A 20,504-nucleotide genomic window follows, 5' to 3' on the forward strand; every position below is an offset into this window, starting at 1 on the left:
TTATCGATCGGGGATCACGAAGGATACGGTAGTTCCCTCACCGGGCTTACTGATGATAGATAGTCCCTGACCGTACAGTTGGATCAACCGCCGGTTCGTATTCGCGATTCCAATTCCGCCCTTGCCCTTCAGGGTTGGGTTCAGTAGCTGGACCACCTTGCCAGGCTCCATACCCTTGCCGTCATCCTTGATTTCCACTAACGTGAAGCCTTCCTGGCGGGTAATCCGGATCTGGACGGTGCCGCCTTTCCTTTGACTCAGGACTCCGTGCTTCACCGCATTTTCAACCAGCGGCTGGATCGATAGCGGAGGGAGAAGCAGGCGGATATCGGGCTCCAGCTCCCAGACCACCGACAGTCTGTCCTCGAACCGTTCTTGCTCGATATACAGGTAGGCTTCCGCCAGCCTCAGCTCATGATCCAGCTCCACCAGATGTCCTGTATTCAGGAAATCAAAGCTAATCCGCAAAAAGGACGTGAATGCCTCGCCCAGACTTCGCATCTTCTCCGTATCGATCTCGCTAAGCACCATGATGGAATTCAGCGTATTGAATAGAAAATGTGGCTGAATCTGAGCCTGAAGATAAGCGGCTTCTATGCGTAACCGTTCATTCAGGGACTGCTTCATCGCGATCAGCGCCCTGATCCGGTACTTCAGCTCCATCGCGTCCACAGGCTTGGTCACATAATCATTGGCACCCGACGAAAAGCCCGTATAGATATCGGCAGGCTGACTGCGGGCCGTCAGCAGCAGAACCGGCAAATCCGAGACGGAGTAGCGTTCCCGCACCCGCTGGGTTAACTCATAGCCGGACATATTCGGCATCATGACGTCGGCAATCAGCAGATCCCACTGCCCGGTCTGCAGCAAGGCAGCCGCCTCGCGGGCCGAACTGGATGTTGTGATGCGATACGGCTCCGCCGAAAGGATACCGACGAGCACGTTCAGATTAACGGGGTCGTCATCGACCACCAGGATATTCACGTCCCCCTCGCTCAGCAGCGGCGTGGATAGCGCAGGGGCAGCCTCCGCATAGGGGAAAGCTTCGGTTGGAATGAATCCGGCCGGTATCTGCTCTTGCATACTGGCTTGAACCGGTCCCGGCTGCAGGAGATCATGGGAGCCCGGAGGCTGCGAATCATCCGCGATCGGCAGGCCAAAGCTGAATGTGGAACCTTTCCCCGGCTCGGAGCGGACGGTCAAGGTCCCGCCGTGCAGGTCGACCAGCTGCTTGCAGATGCTGAGTCCGAGCCCGATCCCCCTTCCGTCGCTCACTCCGGTAGCCCCTTGTTCATAGGGGAGAAAGATGCGCCCCTGGGTTTCCCCATCCATACCGCTCCCGGTATCCGAAACGTGGATCATGACCTGGTTATCCCGCACCTCGGCGGATACGGTAATCGACCCTTCCTCTGTGTACTTGAGGGCATTATGCAGCAAATTATATAGCACCTGCACCAGTCTCTTCTCGTCAGCCATGACCGGGGGCATAGCTTCCGGCACCTGCGTCAGCAGCTCCACCGGCTTGCCCTCCACCATAAAATGAAGCATGCCCATCACGCCGGGAACGACCGCTTGAATCTGCAGCGGCTCCGGCTTCAACGCAATACGATGCTCCTGGAGACGCGCGACATCAAGAAGATCGCCGAGCAGATGGGACATGCGGCGGCTGATCGTAATCAGCAGCTCCATATCCTTCACACTTTGGTCAGTCAGTTGGGCTTTCTCCTTGGTGACCACAGTCTGGGCGATATTCATAATGCCGTGAAGGGGCGTGCGCAGCTCGTGCGACGTATTGGCTAGAAATTGATCCTTCAGCTTGTCGGTTTTCTGTAGCTGCTCGTTGAGCTGGGCATTTTCTCTGACATTGCGGAAATATTTCTTAAACCAATAGGTGGAAAACCCGATGATCGTCGCCAGAATATCGATGGGATAGTAGACCGGAGTGGTACCCGCGATTTTCCATAACAGGTTGGATATGATGCCCGCTGCGGTCAGTAGCAGGAAGACGGCGTCTTTGTCGTTCTGCTGTCTGAAGATCATGGTACCTACGACATACATGAACCCGACAAACGGAATCAACCCGATAACCACGACGAGATTCAAATCCAGGGTTCCGCTTATAAATGAACCCGGCGCGGCCAGCAGGGCGCCTGTCAGTGCAACGAGAGCTGCCGTATAGGCTTGCAGCCACACATTTTTTGCAGAATGAGCCGTGAATTTTCTGAATACGAGAAGAATCAATGCATTTTGCCAGAGATAGGCGATCAGCCTGATTTTAATAGCCCACGATTCGGGCAGGGATACCCACAACAAGAGCACATTATCGTGACTGCCTATCACCAGTACACCGACTGTCAGCGTAAGCAGTCCCGTCATCAATAAAGCCCGTTCCTTAGGATTGATCAGATAGAGGATACAAGCATACAAGCCGTGAAGCCATAGGATGGTCGATGTAACGAGCTGAAAGCTGATCGAGTACCAGCGCAGGTTATCGATCACCGTCTGATAGCCGAAGCGGATAGAGCTAACGACGCTGCCTTTAGGCACCTCATCGGAGCGGGCTGAACGTATGATCAGTTCGATAGCTGTCGTTCCTTCGACCGAGTAGGACGTATAAGTAAGCTTCTTGGGTGCGCAGTCGCCAGCGTTCCCGGCAGAGGTGCAGCTGCCGCCGGAGGTTACCCCGTTGATGTCCACCTCGGATGAGGCTTGCAGGCCTTGGAGCCAGAAGGCGACAGGCTGCTTCAACGGATCGGTAAGCAGGCGCAGCCGGAAGGCTCCGGGCTCGCTGGACATACCGGAATCCTGATTCCCCGTGCCGCCCTGATTCTGGTGGACCCGAATCGTGCGTACTTGCTCCAGATCCAAGCCGCGCAGGTCGATGACCCCGTTAACAGCAGCAGGAGCCTCCAGCGTATAAAACAAGTTGGACCACGTCCAGCGCAGGCCGCAGAGCACGCTGAGGAACAAGACAATAGTAACGATGTATTTCAGGGAGTTTTTATGTTGGATATGCATCATATCGTGGAAATTCGACATCTATTCCGTTTTTCCTTTTTCTTTCCTGTTTTGGATACTTGGCTTGTTAGAACAGCTTAACGTGTAACCAAGGGCACACAACAGGCAGCACGCTGGCGGCCTGCATCGCTTGGGTATGATCGAGGCCGTCCAGAGTCTGAACGTCCCAGCCGAGCGCCTCCAGCTCCTGGCGCTGCCGCACAAGCGGCCCTGCGATGTCGACAAGAACATCTCCCCAGCGTTCCCCGTATTGGATGCGGTCGGCCGTGCCTGCGAAGCAGAGACGCGGACAAGCTAGACCGGACTGGGCTTCCCGGTCGTTGAACTCTTGCAGGGCTTGGTAGAGGGTGACGAACTGTTTCGTCTGGGCATCGCTCAGGCTGACTTCCACGGTCGACCAGTCGAAGTCCTCCGAAGAAGCGGTTTGTGGGGAATTCTTCCCTTCCCAGGTGGTCCCTGAGGAAGACATCCGATGAGTGGCCATCGTGACGCTGAGCATCTCCCGGTACGGTCCGTCGATCGGAGGAAAGCCGCCCATGACCAGCGCCGAGAGCCGGCGGGTTCGGATGGCTAGCTGCAGTCCGGCCAGCGCAAGCCAGGAATATCCGTAATAGGCGAACTGCCCGGCACCCGCCGAGTCGGCAATAGCCAACAGGTCGCTGGTGACGTTGGCAGGGGTCAAGGTTTCGGGCTTGGGGACTTGCATGACATGGCCTTCATAGTCGAAGGCGATTACCCGATACGTGTCGCTTAGACCTTCGATAAGCGTCCGTCCGAGAGCAGGATCTGCTCCCCACTTGCGCATCTCATCGGCCTGTTGTCCCTGGATAGGGTGAGGGTTAACCGGGAGCAGCAGCGAAGGGCCATCCCCGTATACCTCGACCTGAATCGTATGTCCATCATGTAAGGTGACTTCCATCATGCTTCAACCCCTCCATTTCGGATTTCTCATCGATAAAGGCGTACTTTCCTGACTGCAGAGACTGCAGCAGGGTCTGGGTCGCGGCTACCGCATAATCCATATAGCCCGCCCACAGCCCTACAAGCTCAGGATGCTTGGACGGATCGGACGGCAGCGCTTCAGTCGGCAAGGTTCTCAGAAATGCCGCGCTTTGCTGCACGGCGGTCAGCCGTTCTTCCAGCAGCGCAATCACCTGGTGACGGGGCAGCATCTCCATGAAGGCGATCCCGGCTGCCAGGTATTGAAAATCATGGCTCTTGAGCGCTTCTTCGAGAAGGGAGCGGAATTCCGCTTTTCCCTCGGGAGTCAGCGTATACTCTGTTCTCGAAGGTCCACGCTTGACGGAATCTCCTGAGTGCTCGGCTCTGATCATGCCCTGTGCCTCTAACTTGTCCATCGCATGATAGATCGAGCCCGGCTTGACGCTGGTCCAGGTATCGGCGCGCCAGGACGTGAGATCCTGATGAACCCCGTAGCCGTGGGTAATGCCTCGCCGGAGTATGACCCCGAGCACCAGTAATCGTACGGACGACATAGCATCAGTGCCTCCTTAGTTTAGAACGTGCTGAGCTTCAGTATAGCTGATTAGATTTTATCTAGTCAAATTTGAATAGTTATTGAGTATGCGCGTTTGCAAAGCAGGAGATCGAAGCCTCCTCAACGAATAAATGGTTAAATATTCCATGTAATGGAGGGCATATATGAACAGCTCAACACGTCCGTGCAAGGTCATCGTAGTTTGCGGTTCTTCCTCAGGAGTGGGGAAAAGCACCCTGGTAGACAGACTGTCCCAGTTGATTTCGAATGCGTCGGCCCTTTATTTCGATGCCTATCAGGCTACAACAGAATTTCCTCCCGATCTGTTCGAGGATCTCGCGAATGGCAAGGATGTAGACCCTAAGCACATTCGAAGTCCGTTATTTTACAGGGATCTGTGTGCGCTTCGTGAAGGTCGACCGGTCGTGGACCCCTGGAACCGGGAAGTGACACCTGGGGCGTATTTGATTGTGGAGGAGCCTTTTGGCCGGGAGCGGGAAGGGATGGCCGAGCTGATCGATTATATCGCATGTATTCAGCTGCCTATGGATATCGCTTTGGCGAGGCGGCTGCTGAGGAATCTGAAGCAGGACTTTAATCATCTGCCTACGGAGGAACGTATACAGTTCATGGAGTCTACGCTCCTCCAATATCTGAATGGCGGCCGAATTGCTTACCAGAAGCTATACGAGCTGGTTGCTGCGGATTGCGATCTGATCCTAGACGGACTCGAGACGACCGACGAGATGGCTCTGGCTGTGATCACGGATTTGAAGCGGCGCGGAATACTCCAGGATCAGGGATAGAATGTTTTGAATAATACATGATGGGCTGCACCGATCCGAGGTGCAGCCTTTCTGCGTTCCAACGCCATCATGTATATCCATTTCTCCGCAGAACGCCCATTTTATGAAAATCTACTTTATCTGTCGTAGTAATTATGCTACAATGCTTTTACTACGACAGATGAAGTACGACAGGTGGAGTAAAGGGGGGTACTTCTTGATCAGCAGTGATGTGATACGCGGCTATAACGATACGATCATTCTTTCCTTGCTTCTGGACGGGGAGTCCTACGGCTATGAGATTTCCAAGAAAATCAGACAGCTGTCGGAAGAGAAATACATTATGAAGGAGACGACCTTGTATTCGGCCTTTACCCGGCTGGAGAAGAACGGATATATTTACTCCTTTTATAAGGATGAGACCTTCGGGAAACGGCGCACCTATTACCGCATAACGCCGGAGGGGCTTGCCTACTACCGTGAGAAATGCGAGGAATGGCTGGTTACCAAGGAAGTCGTCAATACATTCATAAAGGAGCTGTGGTGAAGCATGGAGACGATCATCGCCTATCTGGACAATATATTCGAAACCTTGCCGAGAACGAGCCAAGTGCTGAAGCTGAAGCAGGATTTGCTGGCTAGCATGGAAGAGAAATATGAGGAGTTGAGGAGCGAAGGGAAGTCCAAGCACGAGGCGATCGGCATCGTGATCTCGGAGTTCGGCAATATTGATGAGCTGATCAGCGAGCTGGACATCCGTCAGACCCCCCAGTCCCAGGAGGAGCTGCTTCCCTATGTGACCGAAGAGGAGGCGGAGAGCTTTATCGCCGCCAAGAGAAACTCGGGCCTATGGGTAGGAATCGGCGTCAGTTTATGTATAGCCGGTGCCGCGGCTCTGATCCTGATCATCGTTCTGACGGAGCAGTATTCCCTTAGGCTCGGATTCGGTGAGAATGCTGGCGCGATGTTTGGGTTGATTGCCTTGATCCTGCTAGTCGCGCCTGCCATCGGAATCTTTATATATAGCGGGACGCGTATGGAGAAGTATGAATATTTGAAAGGCGGCTTCGAGCTGCCGTATTACTTGAAAGCTGAACTCGAGCAAAGAAAAGCGTCCTTCGCTTCGACGCATACGTTGGCTGTCATCACAGGGGTGAGTCTGTGTGTATTGTCCCCGGTCGCCATCTTCTTGGCAGCGGCTTTGGAAGGCGATGCGTCTTCGTATGGAATTGTGGTTATGTTGGCGATGGTTGCTGTGGCAGTCTTCCTGTTTATTTATTACGGAAGCATCAAGAATAGCTATAGCATGCTGCTGAAAATCGGCGAGTACTCCGAGAAAAAGCAAGAGGAAGACCGGGTGATTGGGTCCATCGCCGCCGTCGTATGGCCGATTGCGACTTGCATCTTCCTGATCAGCGGGCTGGTGTTCAAGCAATGGCACATTAACTGGATCATCTTCCCGATCACCGCTATCCTGTTCGGGGCATTCAGCGCTTCCTACAACATACTCAAACGGAAAAGCTAGCTTAACTCTTCATGCGGATACTTAGTTGGATCAAAATCATCGTTCCAGCGAAGCGCAGTTGAAAATGATGAATGCCAATCAAAATCAGCGAATGCTCTCTGCGGTTTTCGAGAATGAGATTCAATTCCCGATCTTGGATATTACTCATCCCCTGTTCAACGCAAGCATTGATGAACAGGCGTATCATTTTCTGGAGGGGCTGCAGCGAATTTTAACCCAAACCTCGTGGGTTTTGGAAGAGTCTCATGAAATTGATACGATCTATACTTTGTTTTCATTGAAGAAAGCGTGACTTTTTTGAGTATGTAGGGACCTTTTCAACTGCAGATCTTCTGAGCAGGCATGTTACCGGCATCAGATGAAGAGAAGAGCCGCCGGAATCCGGCGGCTTGCTTACGTTAAAGACTATCCCCCAAGAATCTTAACTCGCGGATGACCTCCCCATGCTGCAGGCTGATCTCCTCAAAGCCCAGAGCCGCATACAGGCGGGCCGCCCGTTCGTTGTCCGGCCGATGCCCCAGCTTGAGCTTGTCGCAGCCGCTCCGGGCCCGGATATACCGGATCAACTCCACCATACCGGCCTTGCCGAGTCCCCTGCCTTGGAACTTATGGTCGATCATATAGGCCATCACCCAGTAGCTCCCGTCATCGGGATCGACGGCATAAACCGTCAGGCCTGCCAACTGCTCGCCTTCATATAGCGCTAAAGGCGTAAATCCGCAATAGGCCGATTCGGCCAGCCAGTATACGGCAGGCACGGGAAATAGGCTTCGCTGTTCATTCGCAACCTCTAGGTGCGTGCAGGCCAGCCAGTTTCCGGCGTCAACCGGCTGGAGTGTGACTGCTTGCACGGAGTAACGCTCGCGTATCCGGTGGCATATGCCCAGTAGCTTATGCTTGAGCCGGACCGCCCATTCCGGCGGGGCGGGCAGCTCTTCGAAGCCTTCCAGGCTGCGAAGAAGCCGGGCAAATCTGTAGAGATCTTCGAATCGCTGGAAAACGGGAAGCGCACGCAAGCAGCGTTCATCCAGCTCCTTGACCGAACGGTACCCGTCCAAGAAAAGCTGCATGCTTCGTTCGGCGTTCGCTCCCTCTTGCTCCAAGAGATCGGCCGCCGCAGAAGCCACGTCCATCATGAACCAATGCACCATTGCATCGTCGAAATCGATGGCGCAATACCGACCTTCTTCCTCCTGGTAGAAGATGTTGTCGGTCTCGAAATCATAATGAATGAGCCCGGTATAGCCGGAGCCGACCGGCAGAGCTGCTAGCTGTTCCGTCACTTGTCCGAGCTGCTGCCGAAGAGCGGTCTCCTGTGGATAGCGGTCTAGAACGGAAGCGATCCAGGCTATCGCATCGGTCCAGCTGCCTCTGGACGTGTTTTCTGGCCGGTACGCTTCGGATAGCTGATGCAGGGACGCCAGCGACCGGCCCCAGCTTTCGAGATGAGCCTCCGACATTTGATCCATCGGGACATAGGTGCCGGAGGCCTGCTCGAATACGACTCCGTAATACGGGCCCCTCTCGGACTGGATCGTCTCGATCCAATTTCCATCGATGGACCGGACCGGAGCTGCCGCTGGATAGCCCTGATCCAGCAGATACAGGACGAAATCAAGCTCCGCCTGAATGTTCTCCGGCGTGTTGTCCTCGGCATGTATGAACCGGAGGAATTGCCGCTGTCCCTCTCGTTCGAACGTATAGACGAAGTTGCTGCTTGCCCGCCAGTACTTCAGCGTATCGGCATCATGATCCCAGCACTGGATCAATTGCTTGGCCGGGGCGTCCTGCTCCAGTCCCCGTACCATGTTCTTCAGTAACATCATACCCTCTTAGCCTCCCATAGCCTTATGAGAGGTATTGCCTGCTGTTACAAGCCCTGACCTCTCACCGGCTGTTTGATCATGTCGTTCGTTTTCAACACCATCACTCCTTTTAGCTGCTGTTATACATTCATGATTCAGCATCGGATAAATTCCCAATTTGTTCAAGTTATAGTTTGTTTATAGGCATCTTTCGGTGGTCCTTTCCTTTACGTAGGAAGGGGGAAACTTTTAAGTTTTGACGAAATGACAAAAATATATTACAATTAGTTAAAAATAAGTTACAATCAGGTGAGGAATCGATGGTGAACATTGGTAATGAATAAGCACGGCGAACTAGTTAACAACCTTCCTGTTCTTAGGGCTGAAAAGAAATGGTCGCAACAAGAGTTGGCCAATCAGGTTGGGGTCAGCAGGCAAACGATTGCCTCTATAGAGGCCAACCGTTATAACCCTTCTTTAATTTTAGCGTTTGAAATCGCCTTTGTTTTTGGAAAAGAGATTCACGAAGTTTTTCAGTATAAATTGTAAATGAGGAGGAAGTTGTCATGCTTAACTTCATCGGTGCAGTGGTTTCATTCATGGGGTTTGCTACTTTCATTTTCGTTATTCGTTTTATGAAACAAGAAGGAAGAGACGAAAGGGGCGACAGCATCTTAGGTAAAGCGGGAATGACTGCCTTTGTCTCCTTCTTGCTTGGATACAATATCATTTTCCTCGTGAATGTGTTAAACGAATTAAATGGAAAGCAATACACCTTTGCCTTAGCTTGCCTTCTTGCCCTCGTTCTTATGGCTTATAGCGGCACGATTTTCTTCCTAAAAAAGAAATACTAAGGGCTCGGAATCAGGAAGCCTCGGCTTCGCTTCATACAGACATACAAACAGGCAGAGGGCTGCCCCAGGGTCTATCGCAGACCTCAGGACAGCTTCCCTGCCTTGAAGATACTCTCTCGGGAGTTAGAGGGGCTGTACAATTAAAAAAGTCTTACTCCGCTTGCTGCCCAAACTTACCCGGCCTTACTTTCTTCACCTCGTACATACTGACGGTCGTGCTGATCACGTACTCTGGAGGCTGTTTTCCCTTGCTGTTACGATGCCCTTGAATATGCTCGGGACTCTTCTCCCAATTCTTCCAGGCCTCCTCGGACTCCCAGCGAATGAGCACGAGCACCTCCTCCGTTTCTTTGCTTCGCTTGTTCACCATCACGGTGATATCCAGCAGTCCTTCCCGTCCGTCGAGCGGGCCTTCCTGGCTGAAGCGTTCGACCACCTTGTCCGCATTTCCCGGTTGTACGACAATCGTCCTCGTTTGAATCAACATAAGCTCAGCTTCCTTCCGATGTATGATTGTGCCGCTTTGCTCGCTTCTCCTTTAGTAATGATAATCATTTTCAATTATACAATATTATTTACATCAAAAAAAAGAAACCGGAATGGGTATTTCGGTTTCTCCATGGACTTTTTGATATAAGTAAGGACTTGGGCCTGCAAGCCCTGGGTAGGGTACTTGCAGGCCTTCGGAAATGAATTAGGTCAACTCGCTGATCGGCAGCTCTCCAAGCTCCAGCACGACGGGGCAGTGGTCGCTGCCCATGATCTGACAGTCGATCTGCGCATCGGTCAGTGAATCGCGCAACCGGGACGAGGCGAGGAAGTAGTCGATCCGCCAGCCGACATTCCGCTCCCGGACCTTCGGCATATAGGACCACCAGGAGTAGACGTCTTCCCGGTCCGGGTAGAAGTGCCGGAACGTATCGATGAATCCGGCCTCCAGCAGCTCGGTCATCTTGCCCCGCTCCTCCAGCGTGAAGCCCGAATTTCCCCGGTTGGACTTCGGATTCTTCAGATCGATCTCTTGATGTGCGACGTTCAGGTCGCCGCAGACGACGACCGGCTTGCGGCTGTCCAGCTCCAGCAGATAGCTGCGGAAGCGGTCCTCCCACTCGAGCCGGTAATCCAGCCGGGACAGGTCGCGCCGGGCATTGGGCGTGTAGACGTTCACGAGATAGAAGCCTTCGAATTCCAAGGTAATGACCCGGCCCTCCGGCTCCGAGTCTTCCTCGAGCCCGTACCGTACGGATAGTGGCTTGAGCTTCGTAAACACGGCCGTACCGGAATACCCCTTCTTCTCCGCATAGTTCCAGTATTGCACGTAGTCTTCGCCTTGCTCCAGCTCGATCTGCCCTTCCTGCAGCTTCGTCTCCTGGATGCAGAAAATATCGGCGTCCACCGCCTTGAAATACTCGTTAAAGCCTTTATTGACACAGGCCCTCAGGCCATTCACGTTCCAAGATACCAGCTTGATCACCGGCACGCCCTCCTTTAGCTTAAACATTATTCGGCTGGCTTCGGAGGCGCTGGCTTGACCAGCAGCTCAGCTTCGAAATAGGCCTGCAGCTCCGCGACCTTCCTCGGGTCAGTCAGCGGCACCTTGCCGGTCAAGTATTGCTCAACCACCCGTTCCCAGGCCGGAGCTGCCTTCTGGGCCCTCATGGAACGAACCGCATTTTTCACCAGCCGGCGTTCCTTGGCATTGGAGAAGGAATCCTTGTAGAACTGGGTACGCTCCAGGTCCAGTGAAGGGAAGATGCGCCGGAATACCTCGGAGGTCATACGGGCATCGTCCAGCGCCCGGTGAGCGGAGCCCTCGGCTACGATCTCCAGGTCCGCCAGAGCGGCTTCGACGCTGACGTCGTTCGTTACATTTTTGTAGCGCGTGTACCCCTTCAACAGGTCGAAGTAAGGGGCAGCCATCCAATAGGCGTCATCCAGCTTATGCATACGCGTATCCTGGACGATCCGTTTCATATCCTCGCCGCCCCAGGTCAGGAGCAGGAAGGACTCGCTGCGGCTCAGCCAAGCGATAAAGTCCTTGATCACCGGCACGAAGCCGGATGCTACGTCTATATCCTCTTGCGGAATGCCTGTCTTCTTCTTGATAAAGCTGTTTAGCTTGGCAAAATAGACGGGCTTGATCAGCGAGGTAAACTCATCGACCGGCTCCAGGGTCGGCGACAGCCGAACGGCTCCGATCTCGATGACCTCCATCGGCAGCTCGCTGGCGAATTTCCGCCCGTTAAATTCAATGTCCAAAATGATATAATCCAATCTCGATGCCCTCCCGGTCTGTAACCCTTGCCCTCCATTGTAGCAAATCCCGGCAACGTTGGACAATGTGCAGGAAGTGGGCGGGAAGCTTAGCCCGGCAGGACCATCCGGTTTGCGACGGGGGAGCGCTCTAAGATTTCATGAAGCTGCCGATTTCTTGGCTTTAGGGGTGTAAGCCTGACCCCATAACCTGCTACAATAGAGAAGCAGTGTTAGTTATTCTCACTTGAACCAGAGGATTGAAGCGATGACGAAGCCCTTTACCATCCTGCTTGTGATGGTCACTTTTTTTCTATTTTCGACAGGCGTGCTGATTTTTCAGTGGCTGCAGCCTTCAGATAAGCAGATCTATGCGAGTGGAGGCTTCCTGGATGCAAGAGGCTGGAACTATGCCGAGAACGGTGTCCTGCAGCTGCGAGGGGAGTGGGAGTTCTACCCGGACCGTCTGCTGACGCCTGCAGATTTCCGCAGCGACCCGACACTGCCTGCCGTCCGCAGGTTGATCGACGTACCGGGCAACTGGACGGATGAAGTGGCGGATAACGGCCGGGACGGCTATGGAGCCGGTACGTACAGGATCAGGGTGCAGACGGGTATGGCGGATATCTATAGCGTCCGCGCCAAGAAAACCCGGATGTCCAGCCACTGGTTCGTGAACGGTACGGATCTCGGCGGCAATGGAAAGCCGTCGCTATCGGCAGACGAATTCGTAGCCAGCAACCTGCCCTTCTTCGGTTCGGAGAAGGTGGAGGGAGATCAGGTGGAAATCATCATCCAGGTAGCCAGTTTGGCGTTCCTCAAGGGCGGGCTGACGCATGCGCCGGAATTCGGTCCGCTGGAGGTGATGGCGGAGCACCGGGATTACGCACGGCTGACCGATATGGGCCTGCTTACGACGATGATAGTCTTTGCGCTTTACTTTGCCGGGATGTTCCGGCAATGGCGCAAGGAGCGGCATCTGATGCACCTCAGCCTGTTCTGCCTGATGATGGGCCTATTCTTCGGCATCGACAATGAAATTCTGTCGTCGGCGTTATTTCCGTCGATGCCCTTTGCGCTGCTGCAAAAACTACTGTTTAGCACGACATTTTTCACATTTCTGTTTTTCATCTTCTATGTGTACCGCTATCTGGATGAGCCGGATCATCGATCCTTCCGCCTACTGCGGGGCTTCGCCTATGTGTATGGCATCGTAGGGGTCCTGGGTCCCAATGATTTTCTGTCGCTGACCTTGCCGATGAACCTGCTGCTGCAAACGGGGACCTTTATCCTTGTTTTTTATGCGATATTCCGGAATCGCACTCAAGGCTTGTATGTCAAGGCCGTGCTGACTCTAAACGTGTTCTTCGTTATGGTCATCTGGGCTTCCGCCCAGTACCGGTATGAGCTGGGGCTGGATCAGCCCTACTTTATCGTGGCTGCGCCGCTGCTGCTGGTGTTCTCGCTCGCCTTTCTGTCCTCGCACCGGCTGCAGAGCGCCTTCGTGCGCAATGAGCAGCTGTCGCTGCAGCTGATCGCACATGATCGTCACAAGGATGAGTTTCTGGCGAAAACCTCGCATGAGCTGCGTACTCCTTTGCACGGCATCATTAACTTGTCCCAGGCGCTGCTGGACGACTCGGATCAAGAGCTTACTCCCCGGCACCGGGAAAATATCCGGCTGCTCAATCTCGTCGGCCGCCGGCTGTCCGGGCTCATTCACGATATTCTGGACATGTCGCAGATCAAGGAAGGGCGGCTGCGCATCCACAAGACACCGGTGGATGTGAGGCTGACAGCGCGTCTCGTGTTCGATATGCTGTCCATCGCGCCGAAGAACAAGCAGGTGGCGCTCGTCGATGAGCTGTCTGAGGATCTGCCTCTAGTGCTTGCCGACGAGAACAGGCTGCGCCAGATTTTGTACAACCTGCTGGAGAACGGACTGAAATTTACCCAGACGGGCTCCGTGCGCATCTATGCGCAGGAGCTTGATGACATGCTGGCCGTTACCGTGGCCGACACGGGCTGCGGCATCGCTCCCGAGCGGCTGGGCAAGCTGTTCGATCCGTTCGAAACCTCGTCCGCGGATGTGGGCAACCGCTCGGGCATCGGGCTCGGGCTGAGCATCACCCGTCAGCTCGTGGAGCTGCAGGGCGGTCAGTTGGAAGTTGTCTCCCTGAAGGGGCAGGGCTCGGCCTTCACCTTCACGCTGCCGCTGGCCGAGCTGACCGGGATGTCGGTGATCCCCTGGCACCAGGAGGAGCCGCTGGAGTTCCAGGAGGCTTCGGACGGCGCCCAGGCCGAGGGGATTACGATTCTCATCGTGGACGATGAGCGGTCCAACCTGAAAGTTTGCGTGGATGCCGTCTCCTCCATGCACTACGCTTACCGGGCTGTGCAGAGCGGGGGCGAAGCGCTGGAGCTGCTGCGCCAGTCTCCGAAGCCGGATCTGGTGCTGCTGGACCTGATGATGCCCGGCATCTCCGGGCTGGAGGTCTGCAGGGAGATCCGCCGGCTGCATCATCTGGCGGAGCTGCCTGTGCTGATGCTGACGGCTTCCGGGCAGCACGGCGACATTCTGGCCGCCTTCGAGGCGGGTGCCAACGATATTCTCCAGAAGCCGTTCGAGCTGGCGGAGCTGAAGGCGCGGGTAAGATCCTTGCTCGCGATGAAGCAGTCCTCGGAGCAGGCGGTCCGCCGGGAGATGGATTTCCTGCAGGCGCAGATTACGCCGCATTTTCTATACAACAGCATGAACGCGCTGGTAGGACTCAGTTATAAGGATATCGACAAGCTGAGAGAAACGATTCATCACTTGACTACGTACCTCCGTGCCAAGTTTACCTTTGTGTTCAAAGGAAGCCTCGTTCCCTTCGAAAGCGAGCTGGAGCTGGTGAAAGCGTACTTGTCGATTGAGCAGCTCCGCTTCGGCAGCCGACTGGAAATCCGCTACCGGCTGGAGACGGACCTGCACTTTATGATTCCTCCGCTCACGCTCCAGCCACTGGTGGAGAATGCGGTCCGGCATGGCGTCGGGCAGAAGCTAGAGGGAGGCACCGTCGACATCCACGTGTTCCGGGATGAGAACGGTGTGGTCCATATCGCCGTAGAAGACGATGGAGCCGGCATGGATGAAGCTACGATCAAGGGACTCCTTAACCCGCAGCATGGGGGCATCGGCATCGGCAATGTGAACCGCCGTCTGCAGATGCTCTATGGACAAAAGCTGGACATAACGAGCCGGCCTGGAGAGGGAGCCCGCTTTAAGTTCAAACTACCGGAGGATAGGTATGATCAAAGCGATACTGATCGATGATGAGGAAATTGCACTTGATGTGCTCGAAATCCTGTTAAAGGAGATCGGCGGGGTGTCCGTACTGGGGAAATTCCAGCAGGCGGCCGAGGCGCTGGAGAGGGTGGCGGAGCTGCAGCCCGAGGTGATCTTCCTCGATATCGAGATGCCGGGACTGAACGGTCTGATGGCTGCCGAGCAGCTGCACCTGCGTTACGGGAAAGCCGAGATCGTGTTCGTAACGGCCTATAAGGAATATGCCCTGCATGCCTTTGACGTTTATGCGCGGGGCTATCTGCTGAAGCCCGTCTCCAAGGAACGGCTCGCCAAGCTGCTTAGTCATTACCGGTCCATGCCGTCACTGTCTGTGGCTGAATCGGGCGGGGGGGATGACGCCGTACTCGACAGGGTGGCAGAGCCCGCTAGCCTGGAGCAGCCGCTCAAGCTGAATGTACTGGGGGGCTTGGAGCTTTTTACAGGGGATGGCGAGCTGCTGACCTGGCGAACCCGGAAGACGAAGGAGCTGTTCGCTTACTTATGGCATCACCAAGGAATGCCCGTATACCGGCATTCCATTCTGGATGCGCTGTGGCCGGAGCTTGCGGCAGACCGGGCACAGGCGTTATTCCACACGACCATGTATCACCTCCGTCACACGCTGAAGTCTGCAGGCTACCAGGAGATGGTTGTGTTTGCCGATGAGCGGTATATGATGCGGATCGAGGGTATCGACAGCGACGTTAAGCGGCTGGAAGGCAGGCTGCGCGAAGGCAGGGAGGCTAATCCTGAGGAACTGCTCTCCCTGTACAGGGGAGACTATCTGGAGTTGGAGCATTACCGCTGGGCGGAGGCCCGCCGGGATGAGCTCCGTGCAGCCTATGTGCAGGCGCTGGAGCAGCTGCTGACGCAGGAGCAGGGCATGAGGCGCGAGGCGCTGCTGCGCAAGCTGGTCGAGTTGGAGCCTTACGCGCATATGCATGTGTACCGTCTTCTGCTGCATCTGGATGCAGTGGGGAACGGAGGCGCTGTGCTCAAGGTCATCGAGCAGCTTCACCATCAGGTGAAAGAAGAGATGGGTCCGGAGATTACGCCGGCTATGCAGACGCTTATCAAGCGGTATATCCCCAAAAAATAAAGTCTGTCCAACAACCCTGACAATCTATTGTCAGGGTTGTTGGCGTATCATCAACAGGAGAAGCAGCACAAAACCAAGGAAAGAAGGAATGGAGTACATGACTCAGCAAGTGAATAAAACAGGCATCGTTCTGGCAGGCCTGCTCCTGGCCATTCTGATGGCTTCGATGGACAACACGATCGTCGCGACCGCGATGGGGACGATTGTTGGCCAGCTAGGAGGGCTGGACAAATTTGTCTGGGTGACCTCCGCCTATATGGTTGCTGAGATGGCCGGTATGCCGATCTTCGGCAAGCTGTCCGATATGTACGGACGCAAGCGGTTCTTTGTCTTCGGCATTATCGTGTTCATGCTCGGCTCAGCGCTGTGCGGGATGGCCGAATCCATCGTGCAGCTCAGCATCTACCGGGCGATCCAGGGGATCGGCGCCGGTGCGATGGTTCCGATTACCTTCGCCATCATGTTCGACGCGGTTCCTGTAGAGAACCGCGGCAAGCTGAGTGGATTATTCGGCGCGGTGTTCGGTATGTCGAGCATCTTCGGGCCGCTGCTCGGGGCGTATATCACAGACTACGTCAGCTGGCACTGGATCTTCTACCTGAATCTGCCGCTCGGGCTGTTGTCTCTGTTCTTCGTCGCCGTCTACTACCGGGAGTCGCTGCAGCATGCACGCCAGCGGATTGACTGGCCGGGTGCCGCCACACTCGTGGGAGCGATCGTCTGTCTGATGTTTGCCATGGAGCTGGGCGGCAGGACGTACGCCTGGAGCTCCGCTCCGATCCTGGGCTTATTCAGTGGATTTGCAATACTCGCCGTGTTGTTCCTGCTCGCGGAGAAGCGCGCGGAGGAGCCGATCATCAGCTTCGCCATGTTCCGCAGCCGGCTGTATGCGACGAGCAACCTGATGGCGATTTTCAGCGGTGCGGCGTTTGTCATCGCCTCCGTCTACATCCCGATCTTCATCCAGGGCGTGCTCGGCGGCAGTGCTACGAACTCAGGGCTTGTGCTGCTGCCGATGATGGTCGGCAGTGTCGTGACGGCGACAGCCGGCGGTTTCCTGATCCAGCGCGTATCGTACCGGGCGGTGATGATCCCGACGCTGGCGCTGCTCGTGCTGGGGCTGGCCCTGCTGTCGACGCTGTCTCCAGATTCCTCGCGGATGACCATTACCGGGTATATGATTTTGGTCGGTCTCGGTATCGGGGCTTCCTTCTCGGTGCTATCCAATGCCGCCATTCATGGATTCTCCGCCAGACAGCGCGGTGCGGCCAGCTCGACACTGAATTTTTTGCGCTCTCTGGGGATGACGATTGGGATTACGGTATTCGGCATCATCCAGAGCCACTCGCTGACACAGAAGCTGACCTCTATGGGGAACGGGGCTTCGGCCGGTTCCCAGGAGCTGCTCTTCGGTGACGCGCATGCCTTGCTGGACCCGGTTACCCGCTCCCGCATGCCGGAGCAGGCGCTCCAGACCATCACGGACGGATTGGCTTCCTCCATCGCCATGACCTTCGCTTGGGGAATACTTCCGGCGGTCCTGGCGCTCGGTACGGCCTTGGTGATGACCCGTGATAAGCTGGTATCTGTAGCGGAGCCGGAGGACGGGGCACCGGAGTACGCGGCCTCGACCCATTAAGTCTTCCCACATCGCATCCAACAGAGGGACGGAAACCATAGAGATGGGTTATACTGGGAGAAAAGGAGGCATGTCCATGAACCTGAATTACTATGACACCTTCATCACCGTTTCTCCCGATAGCACGGCCGAAGTCGGTATGATTCCACAGGAGAGGAAGGGCGGGCCCTCCAAGCACGGGATCGAGTTCGAGCTCATCTCCGGCAGTCCGTACACGTATACGCAGGAGGACGTCTTATTCGAGGTGCACGTCCGGCACAAAGGCCTCGAGCAGGAAGTGCTGGAGGAGCGCAGGGAACAGCTGAGGGAGGAGTTTTTCTCGCGCTCCCATGCCTGTATGCGCGCTTCCGCCTTGCCAAAGAAGTACGGCTGGGGGCTGCATTTCGATAAGGAAGGCAAGGTCGCCTTATATGGCGTCGAGTCCCCGGAGTACAGAGCCTTGGCAGCAAACGCCACAGGGGATCTCAAGGTTGTCCCGGGAATGCGCAGCAGCCGGGGCAAGTAAGTCCGTTCATCCGATGACAAGGCCGGCTTGCCTGGCAGAGCTTACTCCGGTTCCGGTATCAGACGGAATGCGGGGGTAAGCTTTTTTGGCATATAGCTGTAAGGCGGGACTGCGGTGCATAGACATCTAGCTGCAATTGCAGGAGAAGACCGGAAAGGTTGCTAAGGAAATTAGAACTGTATAAAATATGCATTCATTGATAATTATCACATTTCATTGATTTGGCCAGTAGGCGCCAAGCCATCCTCCCCTTTAAGATTAGAGTATCAACGATTGAGGGCTGAAAGGGTGGTATGACTTGAAAGAAACAATGGCCGCGACCCGGACGGTTCGCCCGGCTGCAGGCAGATCCGGCCACACCCGGCTGCGCCTGTGGCTGAAGCAGTGGGACTTGCAGCTGATGGTCATTCCGGCGCTGCTCCTGATCCTCGTATTCAGCTACTTCCCCATGTACGGGGTCATCATCGCCTTCCAGGATTACTCGGTGTTCAAGGGCTTCTGGAACAGCCCTTGGGTCGGCTTCAAGCATTTCACCGACTTCTTCCAGTCGCCGGAGTTGGGGCTGGTGATGCGCAATACGATCGTGATCAGCCTGCTCAAGCTGGGGATCGGCTTCCCCGCTCCGATTCTGCTGGCTATCATGCTGGGCGAGGTCCGCAATATGCTGTTCAAGCGCGTCGTGCAGACGGTCAGCTACCTGCCTTACTTCCTCTCCTGGGTGATCGTGGCGAACTTCGCCATCGCTCTGCTGTCGACGGATAATGGCAGCGTTAACATTCTGCTGGAGAAGCTGCGCGTGATCGACGAACCTATTCCGTATCTGTCCGTGATGGAATATTTCTGGACCATCATCGTCACGACCAATGTGTGGAAGGAGATCGGCTTCGGCTCCATCGTCTACTTGGCCGCTATCGCTTCCATCGACCCGAGCCTGTATGAGTCGGCCGCCATCGACGGTGCGAGCCGGTTTCGCATGACGTATCTGATTACGCTTCCATGCATCCTGCCTGTCATCATGATCTTCTCCATTCTGGCGATCGGCAACCTGCTCAATGCGGGATTCGAGGATCTGCTTCTGCTCGGCGTCAATCCGGCACTGCGCGACGTCTCCGATGTTCTGGATACGTACGTGTACCGGATGGGGATTAATTTGGGCCGGTATTCCTTTGCGACGGCCGTCGGCCTGTTCAAGGCGATCGTCAGCGTCGGCTTGCTCACGTTGGCCAATTATTTGGCCCGCAAGACCGGCAACAGCCTGTGGTAAGGAGGACATCTGTATGAGGCTTGCCTGGGATGACCGGGTATTTACCGTATTCGTTTATCTGATGTTGACCTTGCTCGGCTTCCTGACCTTCTACCCGTTCTGGAATGCCGCCGTCGTGTCCTTCAATGAGGGCACGGACACGAGCCTGGGCAACGTCACCTTCTGGCCGAGAGTGTTTACGCTGGAAAACTACCAGGTTGTGCTCAAGGACATGCGCATCCTGCAAGGGTTCGTGATTTCCATCGCAAGGACCGTCGCCGGGACCTTTCTCTCCATCGCGATGACGGCTGTATTTGCCTACGGGATGTCACGCCGGGAGCTGATCGGGCGCGGCTATTATATGACCTTCGCGATCATCACCCTGTACTTTAGCGGAGGACTGATCCCAACGTACCTGGTGATCCGCAGCCTCGGGATGTTCGATTCCTTCCTTGTGTTCATCATCCCTGGGATGGTCAGCGTCTGGAGCATGATTATCTTCCGGACCTTCTTCAAGGAGATTCCGCCGGGGCTGGAGGATGCGGCACGGATCGACGGCTGCGGTTACTGGGCGACCTTCCTGCGCGTCGTGATCCCGCTGTCCGGCCCCGTGATCGCCACCTTGTCACTGTTTGCGGCGGTCGCGCATTGGAATGACTGGTTTATCGCGTCAATTTATATCAACAACAAGGATTTGCTTCCGGTCCAGACGCTGCTCAAGCAGACGCTGGATTCCAATATCGCGTCAGAGATGAGCGCCGCCGATTCGGCCTCGACCAGCTTCATCATGCGCAGCCAGACCTATACGACCAAGTCGCTGACGATGGCGACGATGATGGTGACGACACTGCCGATCATTCTCGTATATCCGTTCCTGCAGCGCTACTTTGTCAAAGGGGTACTTGTCGGCTCGCTCAAGGAATAACCCGGCTTGGCTTCAAAGCGATTGGCT

At 55.2% G+C, this 20,504-nt stretch carries 19 protein-coding genes; 12 read left to right on the forward strand and 7 right to left on the reverse strand.

Features of this window, described 5'->3' with window-relative positions; genetic code table 11:
- From WMW72_RS22865 to WMW72_RS22875, 3 genes are all read right to left on the reverse strand, one after another.
- Positions 1–3,021, reverse strand: a complete 3,021-nt coding sequence (locus WMW72_RS22865; RefSeq protein WP_341417886.1) for a hybrid sensor histidine kinase/response regulator — start codon at positions 3,019–3,021, stop codon at positions 1–3.
- Positions 3,022–3,085: 64 nt separating this feature from the next.
- The gene (locus WMW72_RS22870) at positions 3,086–3,940 is read right to left on the reverse strand and encodes an alpha/beta fold hydrolase (RefSeq protein ID WP_341417887.1); all 855 of its coding nucleotides are present in this window, start codon (positions 3,938–3,940) and stop codon (positions 3,086–3,088) included.
- Positions 3,918–4,514 (reverse strand): PadR family transcriptional regulator, encoded by a 597-nt coding sequence (locus WMW72_RS22875; RefSeq protein ID WP_341417888.1) that lies wholly within the window; start codon positions 4,512–4,514, stop codon positions 3,918–3,920. Before WMW72_RS22875 ends, WMW72_RS22870 begins: the two co-directional genes overlap by 23 nt.
- A 166-nt stretch (positions 4,515–4,680) precedes the next feature.
- Between WMW72_RS22875 and WMW72_RS22880 the strand changes: the two genes are divergently transcribed.
- The 4 genes from WMW72_RS22880 (at position 4,681) to WMW72_RS22895 (ending at position 7,118) form a co-directional block, all read left to right on the forward strand.
- Positions 4,681–5,322, forward strand: coding sequence for a nucleoside/nucleotide kinase family protein (locus tag WMW72_RS22880; RefSeq protein ID WP_341417889.1), 642 nt, complete (start codon positions 4,681–4,683; stop codon positions 5,320–5,322).
- A gap of 196 nt (positions 5,323–5,518) precedes the next feature.
- Positions 5,519–5,848: a PadR family transcriptional regulator gene (locus WMW72_RS22885; protein ID WP_341417890.1), complete on the forward strand. Its 330-nt coding sequence runs from the start codon at positions 5,519–5,521 to the stop codon at positions 5,846–5,848.
- 3 nt (positions 5,849–5,851) lie between these two features.
- Positions 5,852–6,826, forward strand: coding sequence for a permease prefix domain 1-containing protein (locus WMW72_RS22890; RefSeq protein ID WP_341417891.1), 975 nt, complete (start codon positions 5,852–5,854; stop codon positions 6,824–6,826).
- Positions 6,827–6,851: 25 nt separating this feature from the next.
- The gene (locus tag WMW72_RS22895) at positions 6,852–7,118 is read left to right on the forward strand and encodes a hypothetical protein (protein ID WP_341417892.1); all 267 of its coding nucleotides are present in this window, start codon (positions 6,852–6,854) and stop codon (positions 7,116–7,118) included.
- A 106-nt stretch (positions 7,119–7,224) separates the two neighbouring features.
- Here the strand turns inward: WMW72_RS22895 and WMW72_RS22900 are convergent, their stop codons facing one another.
- Complete coding sequence (locus WMW72_RS22900; protein WP_341417893.1) at positions 7,225–8,652, reverse strand: GNAT family N-acetyltransferase; 1,428 nt, start codon at positions 8,650–8,652, stop codon at positions 7,225–7,227.
- A gap of 315 nt (positions 8,653–8,967) precedes the next feature.
- Here WMW72_RS22900 and WMW72_RS22905 point away from each other — a divergent pair, with 315 nt between their 5' ends.
- Both WMW72_RS22905 and WMW72_RS22910 read left to right on the forward strand, forming a co-directional pair.
- Entirely contained in the window at positions 8,968–9,180 is a 213-nt protein-coding gene (locus WMW72_RS22905) for a helix-turn-helix transcriptional regulator (protein WP_341417894.1), read from the forward strand.
- A 17-nt stretch (positions 9,181–9,197) separates the two neighbouring features.
- Positions 9,198–9,485, forward strand: coding sequence for a DUF2178 domain-containing protein (locus tag WMW72_RS22910; protein ID WP_341417895.1), 288 nt, complete (start codon positions 9,198–9,200; stop codon positions 9,483–9,485).
- Between the two features lie 151 nt (positions 9,486–9,636).
- On the opposite strand, the gene WMW72_RS22915 is transcribed toward WMW72_RS22910, so the two are convergent.
- The 3 genes from WMW72_RS22915 to WMW72_RS22925 all read right to left on the reverse strand — a co-directional run bounded on the left by WMW72_RS22915 (position 9,637) and on the right by WMW72_RS22925 (position 11,759).
- A complete protein-coding gene (locus WMW72_RS22915; RefSeq protein WP_341417896.1) occupies positions 9,637–9,972 on the reverse strand; it encodes an antibiotic biosynthesis monooxygenase in 336 nt (111 codons plus the stop codon).
- A 207-nt stretch (positions 9,973–10,179) separates the two neighbouring features.
- A complete protein-coding gene (locus tag WMW72_RS22920; protein WP_341417956.1) occupies positions 10,180–10,956 on the reverse strand; it encodes an exodeoxyribonuclease III in 777 nt (258 codons plus the stop codon).
- Positions 10,957–10,985: 29 nt separating this feature from the next.
- Entirely contained in the window at positions 10,986–11,759 is a 774-nt protein-coding gene (locus WMW72_RS22925; protein ID WP_341417897.1) for a 3'-5' exonuclease, read from the reverse strand.
- A 226-nt stretch (positions 11,760–11,985) separates the two neighbouring features.
- On the opposite strand from WMW72_RS22925, the gene WMW72_RS22930 reads away from it, so the two are divergent.
- From WMW72_RS22930 to WMW72_RS22955, 6 genes are all read left to right on the forward strand, one after another.
- Positions 11,986–15,054: an ATP-binding protein gene (locus tag WMW72_RS22930; RefSeq protein ID WP_341417898.1), complete on the forward strand. Its 3,069-nt coding sequence runs from the start codon at positions 11,986–11,988 to the stop codon at positions 15,052–15,054.
- The gene (locus WMW72_RS22935; RefSeq protein ID WP_341417899.1) at positions 15,029–16,165 is read left to right on the forward strand and encodes a response regulator; all 1,137 of its coding nucleotides are present in this window, start codon (positions 15,029–15,031) and stop codon (positions 16,163–16,165) included. The genes WMW72_RS22930 and WMW72_RS22935 overlap by 26 nt, the downstream gene beginning before the upstream one ends.
- Before the next feature lie 97 nt (positions 16,166–16,262).
- Positions 16,263–17,804 carry an MDR family MFS transporter gene (locus tag WMW72_RS22940; RefSeq protein ID WP_341417900.1) on the forward strand — a complete coding sequence of 514 codons (1,542 nt, stop codon included), beginning with the start codon at positions 16,263–16,265 and terminating at the stop codon, positions 17,802–17,804.
- 76 nt (positions 17,805–17,880) lie between these two features.
- Positions 17,881–18,309, forward strand: coding sequence for a DUF6157 family protein (locus WMW72_RS22945; RefSeq protein ID WP_341417901.1), 429 nt, complete (start codon positions 17,881–17,883; stop codon positions 18,307–18,309).
- Between the two features lie 400 nt (positions 18,310–18,709).
- On the forward strand, positions 18,710–19,573 hold the full coding sequence (locus WMW72_RS22950) for an ABC transporter permease (protein ID WP_423227585.1): 864 nt from the start codon (positions 18,710–18,712) through the stop codon (positions 19,571–19,573).
- A 13-nt stretch (positions 19,574–19,586) separates the two neighbouring features.
- Positions 19,587–20,477: a carbohydrate ABC transporter permease gene (locus WMW72_RS22955; protein WP_341417902.1), complete on the forward strand. Its 891-nt coding sequence runs from the start codon at positions 19,587–19,589 to the stop codon at positions 20,475–20,477.
- The last annotated feature ends 27 nt before the right edge of the window (positions 20,478–20,504 follow it).

Origin of the sequence: Paenibacillus filicis, assembly GCF_038070315.1 — a bacterium.
Lineage (GTDB): Bacteria > Bacillota > Bacilli > Paenibacillales > NBRC-103111 > Paenibacillus_G > Paenibacillus_G filicis.

Bases quoted from the DNA above. Each gene is read 5' to 3' on its own strand.
- WMW72_RS22875 (WP_341417888.1), bottom strand. From the start codon at position 4,514: ATGTCGTCCGTACGATTACTGGTGCTCGGGGTCATACTCCGGCGAGGC.
- WMW72_RS22910 (WP_341417895.1), top strand. From the start codon at position 9,198: ATGCTTAACTTCATCGGTGCAGTGGTTTCATTCATGGGGTTTGCTACT.
- WMW72_RS22890 (WP_341417891.1), top strand. From the start codon at position 5,852: ATGGAGACGATCATCGCCTATCTGGACAATATATTCGAAACCTTGCCG.
- WMW72_RS22900 (WP_341417893.1), bottom strand. From the start codon at position 8,652: ATGATGTTACTGAAGAACATGGTACGGGGACTGGAGCAGGACGCCCCG.
- WMW72_RS22950 (WP_423227585.1), top strand. From the start codon at position 18,710: ATGGTCATTCCGGCGCTGCTCCTGATCCTCGTATTCAGCTACTTCCCC.
- WMW72_RS22915 (WP_341417896.1), bottom strand. From the start codon at position 9,972: ATGTTGATTCAAACGAGGACGATTGTCGTACAACCGGGAAATGCGGAC.
- WMW72_RS22940 (WP_341417900.1), top strand. From the start codon at position 16,263: ATGACTCAGCAAGTGAATAAAACAGGCATCGTTCTGGCAGGCCTGCTC.
- WMW72_RS22955 (WP_341417902.1), top strand. From the start codon at position 19,587: ATGAGGCTTGCCTGGGATGACCGGGTATTTACCGTATTCGTTTATCTG.
- WMW72_RS22870 (WP_341417887.1), bottom strand. From the start codon at position 3,940: ATGATGGAAGTCACCTTACATGATGGACATACGATTCAGGTCGAGGTA.
- WMW72_RS22905 (WP_341417894.1), top strand. From the start codon at position 8,968: ATGAATAAGCACGGCGAACTAGTTAACAACCTTCCTGTTCTTAGGGCT.
- WMW72_RS22935 (WP_341417899.1), top strand. From the start codon at position 15,029: ATGATCAAAGCGATACTGATCGATGATGAGGAAATTGCACTTGATGTG.
- WMW72_RS22945 (WP_341417901.1), top strand. From the start codon at position 17,881: ATGAACCTGAATTACTATGACACCTTCATCACCGTTTCTCCCGATAGC.
- WMW72_RS22880 (WP_341417889.1), top strand. From the start codon at position 4,681: ATGAACAGCTCAACACGTCCGTGCAAGGTCATCGTAGTTTGCGGTTCT.
- WMW72_RS22865 (WP_341417886.1), bottom strand. From the start codon at position 3,021: ATGATGCATATCCAACATAAAAACTCCCTGAAATACATCGTTACTATT.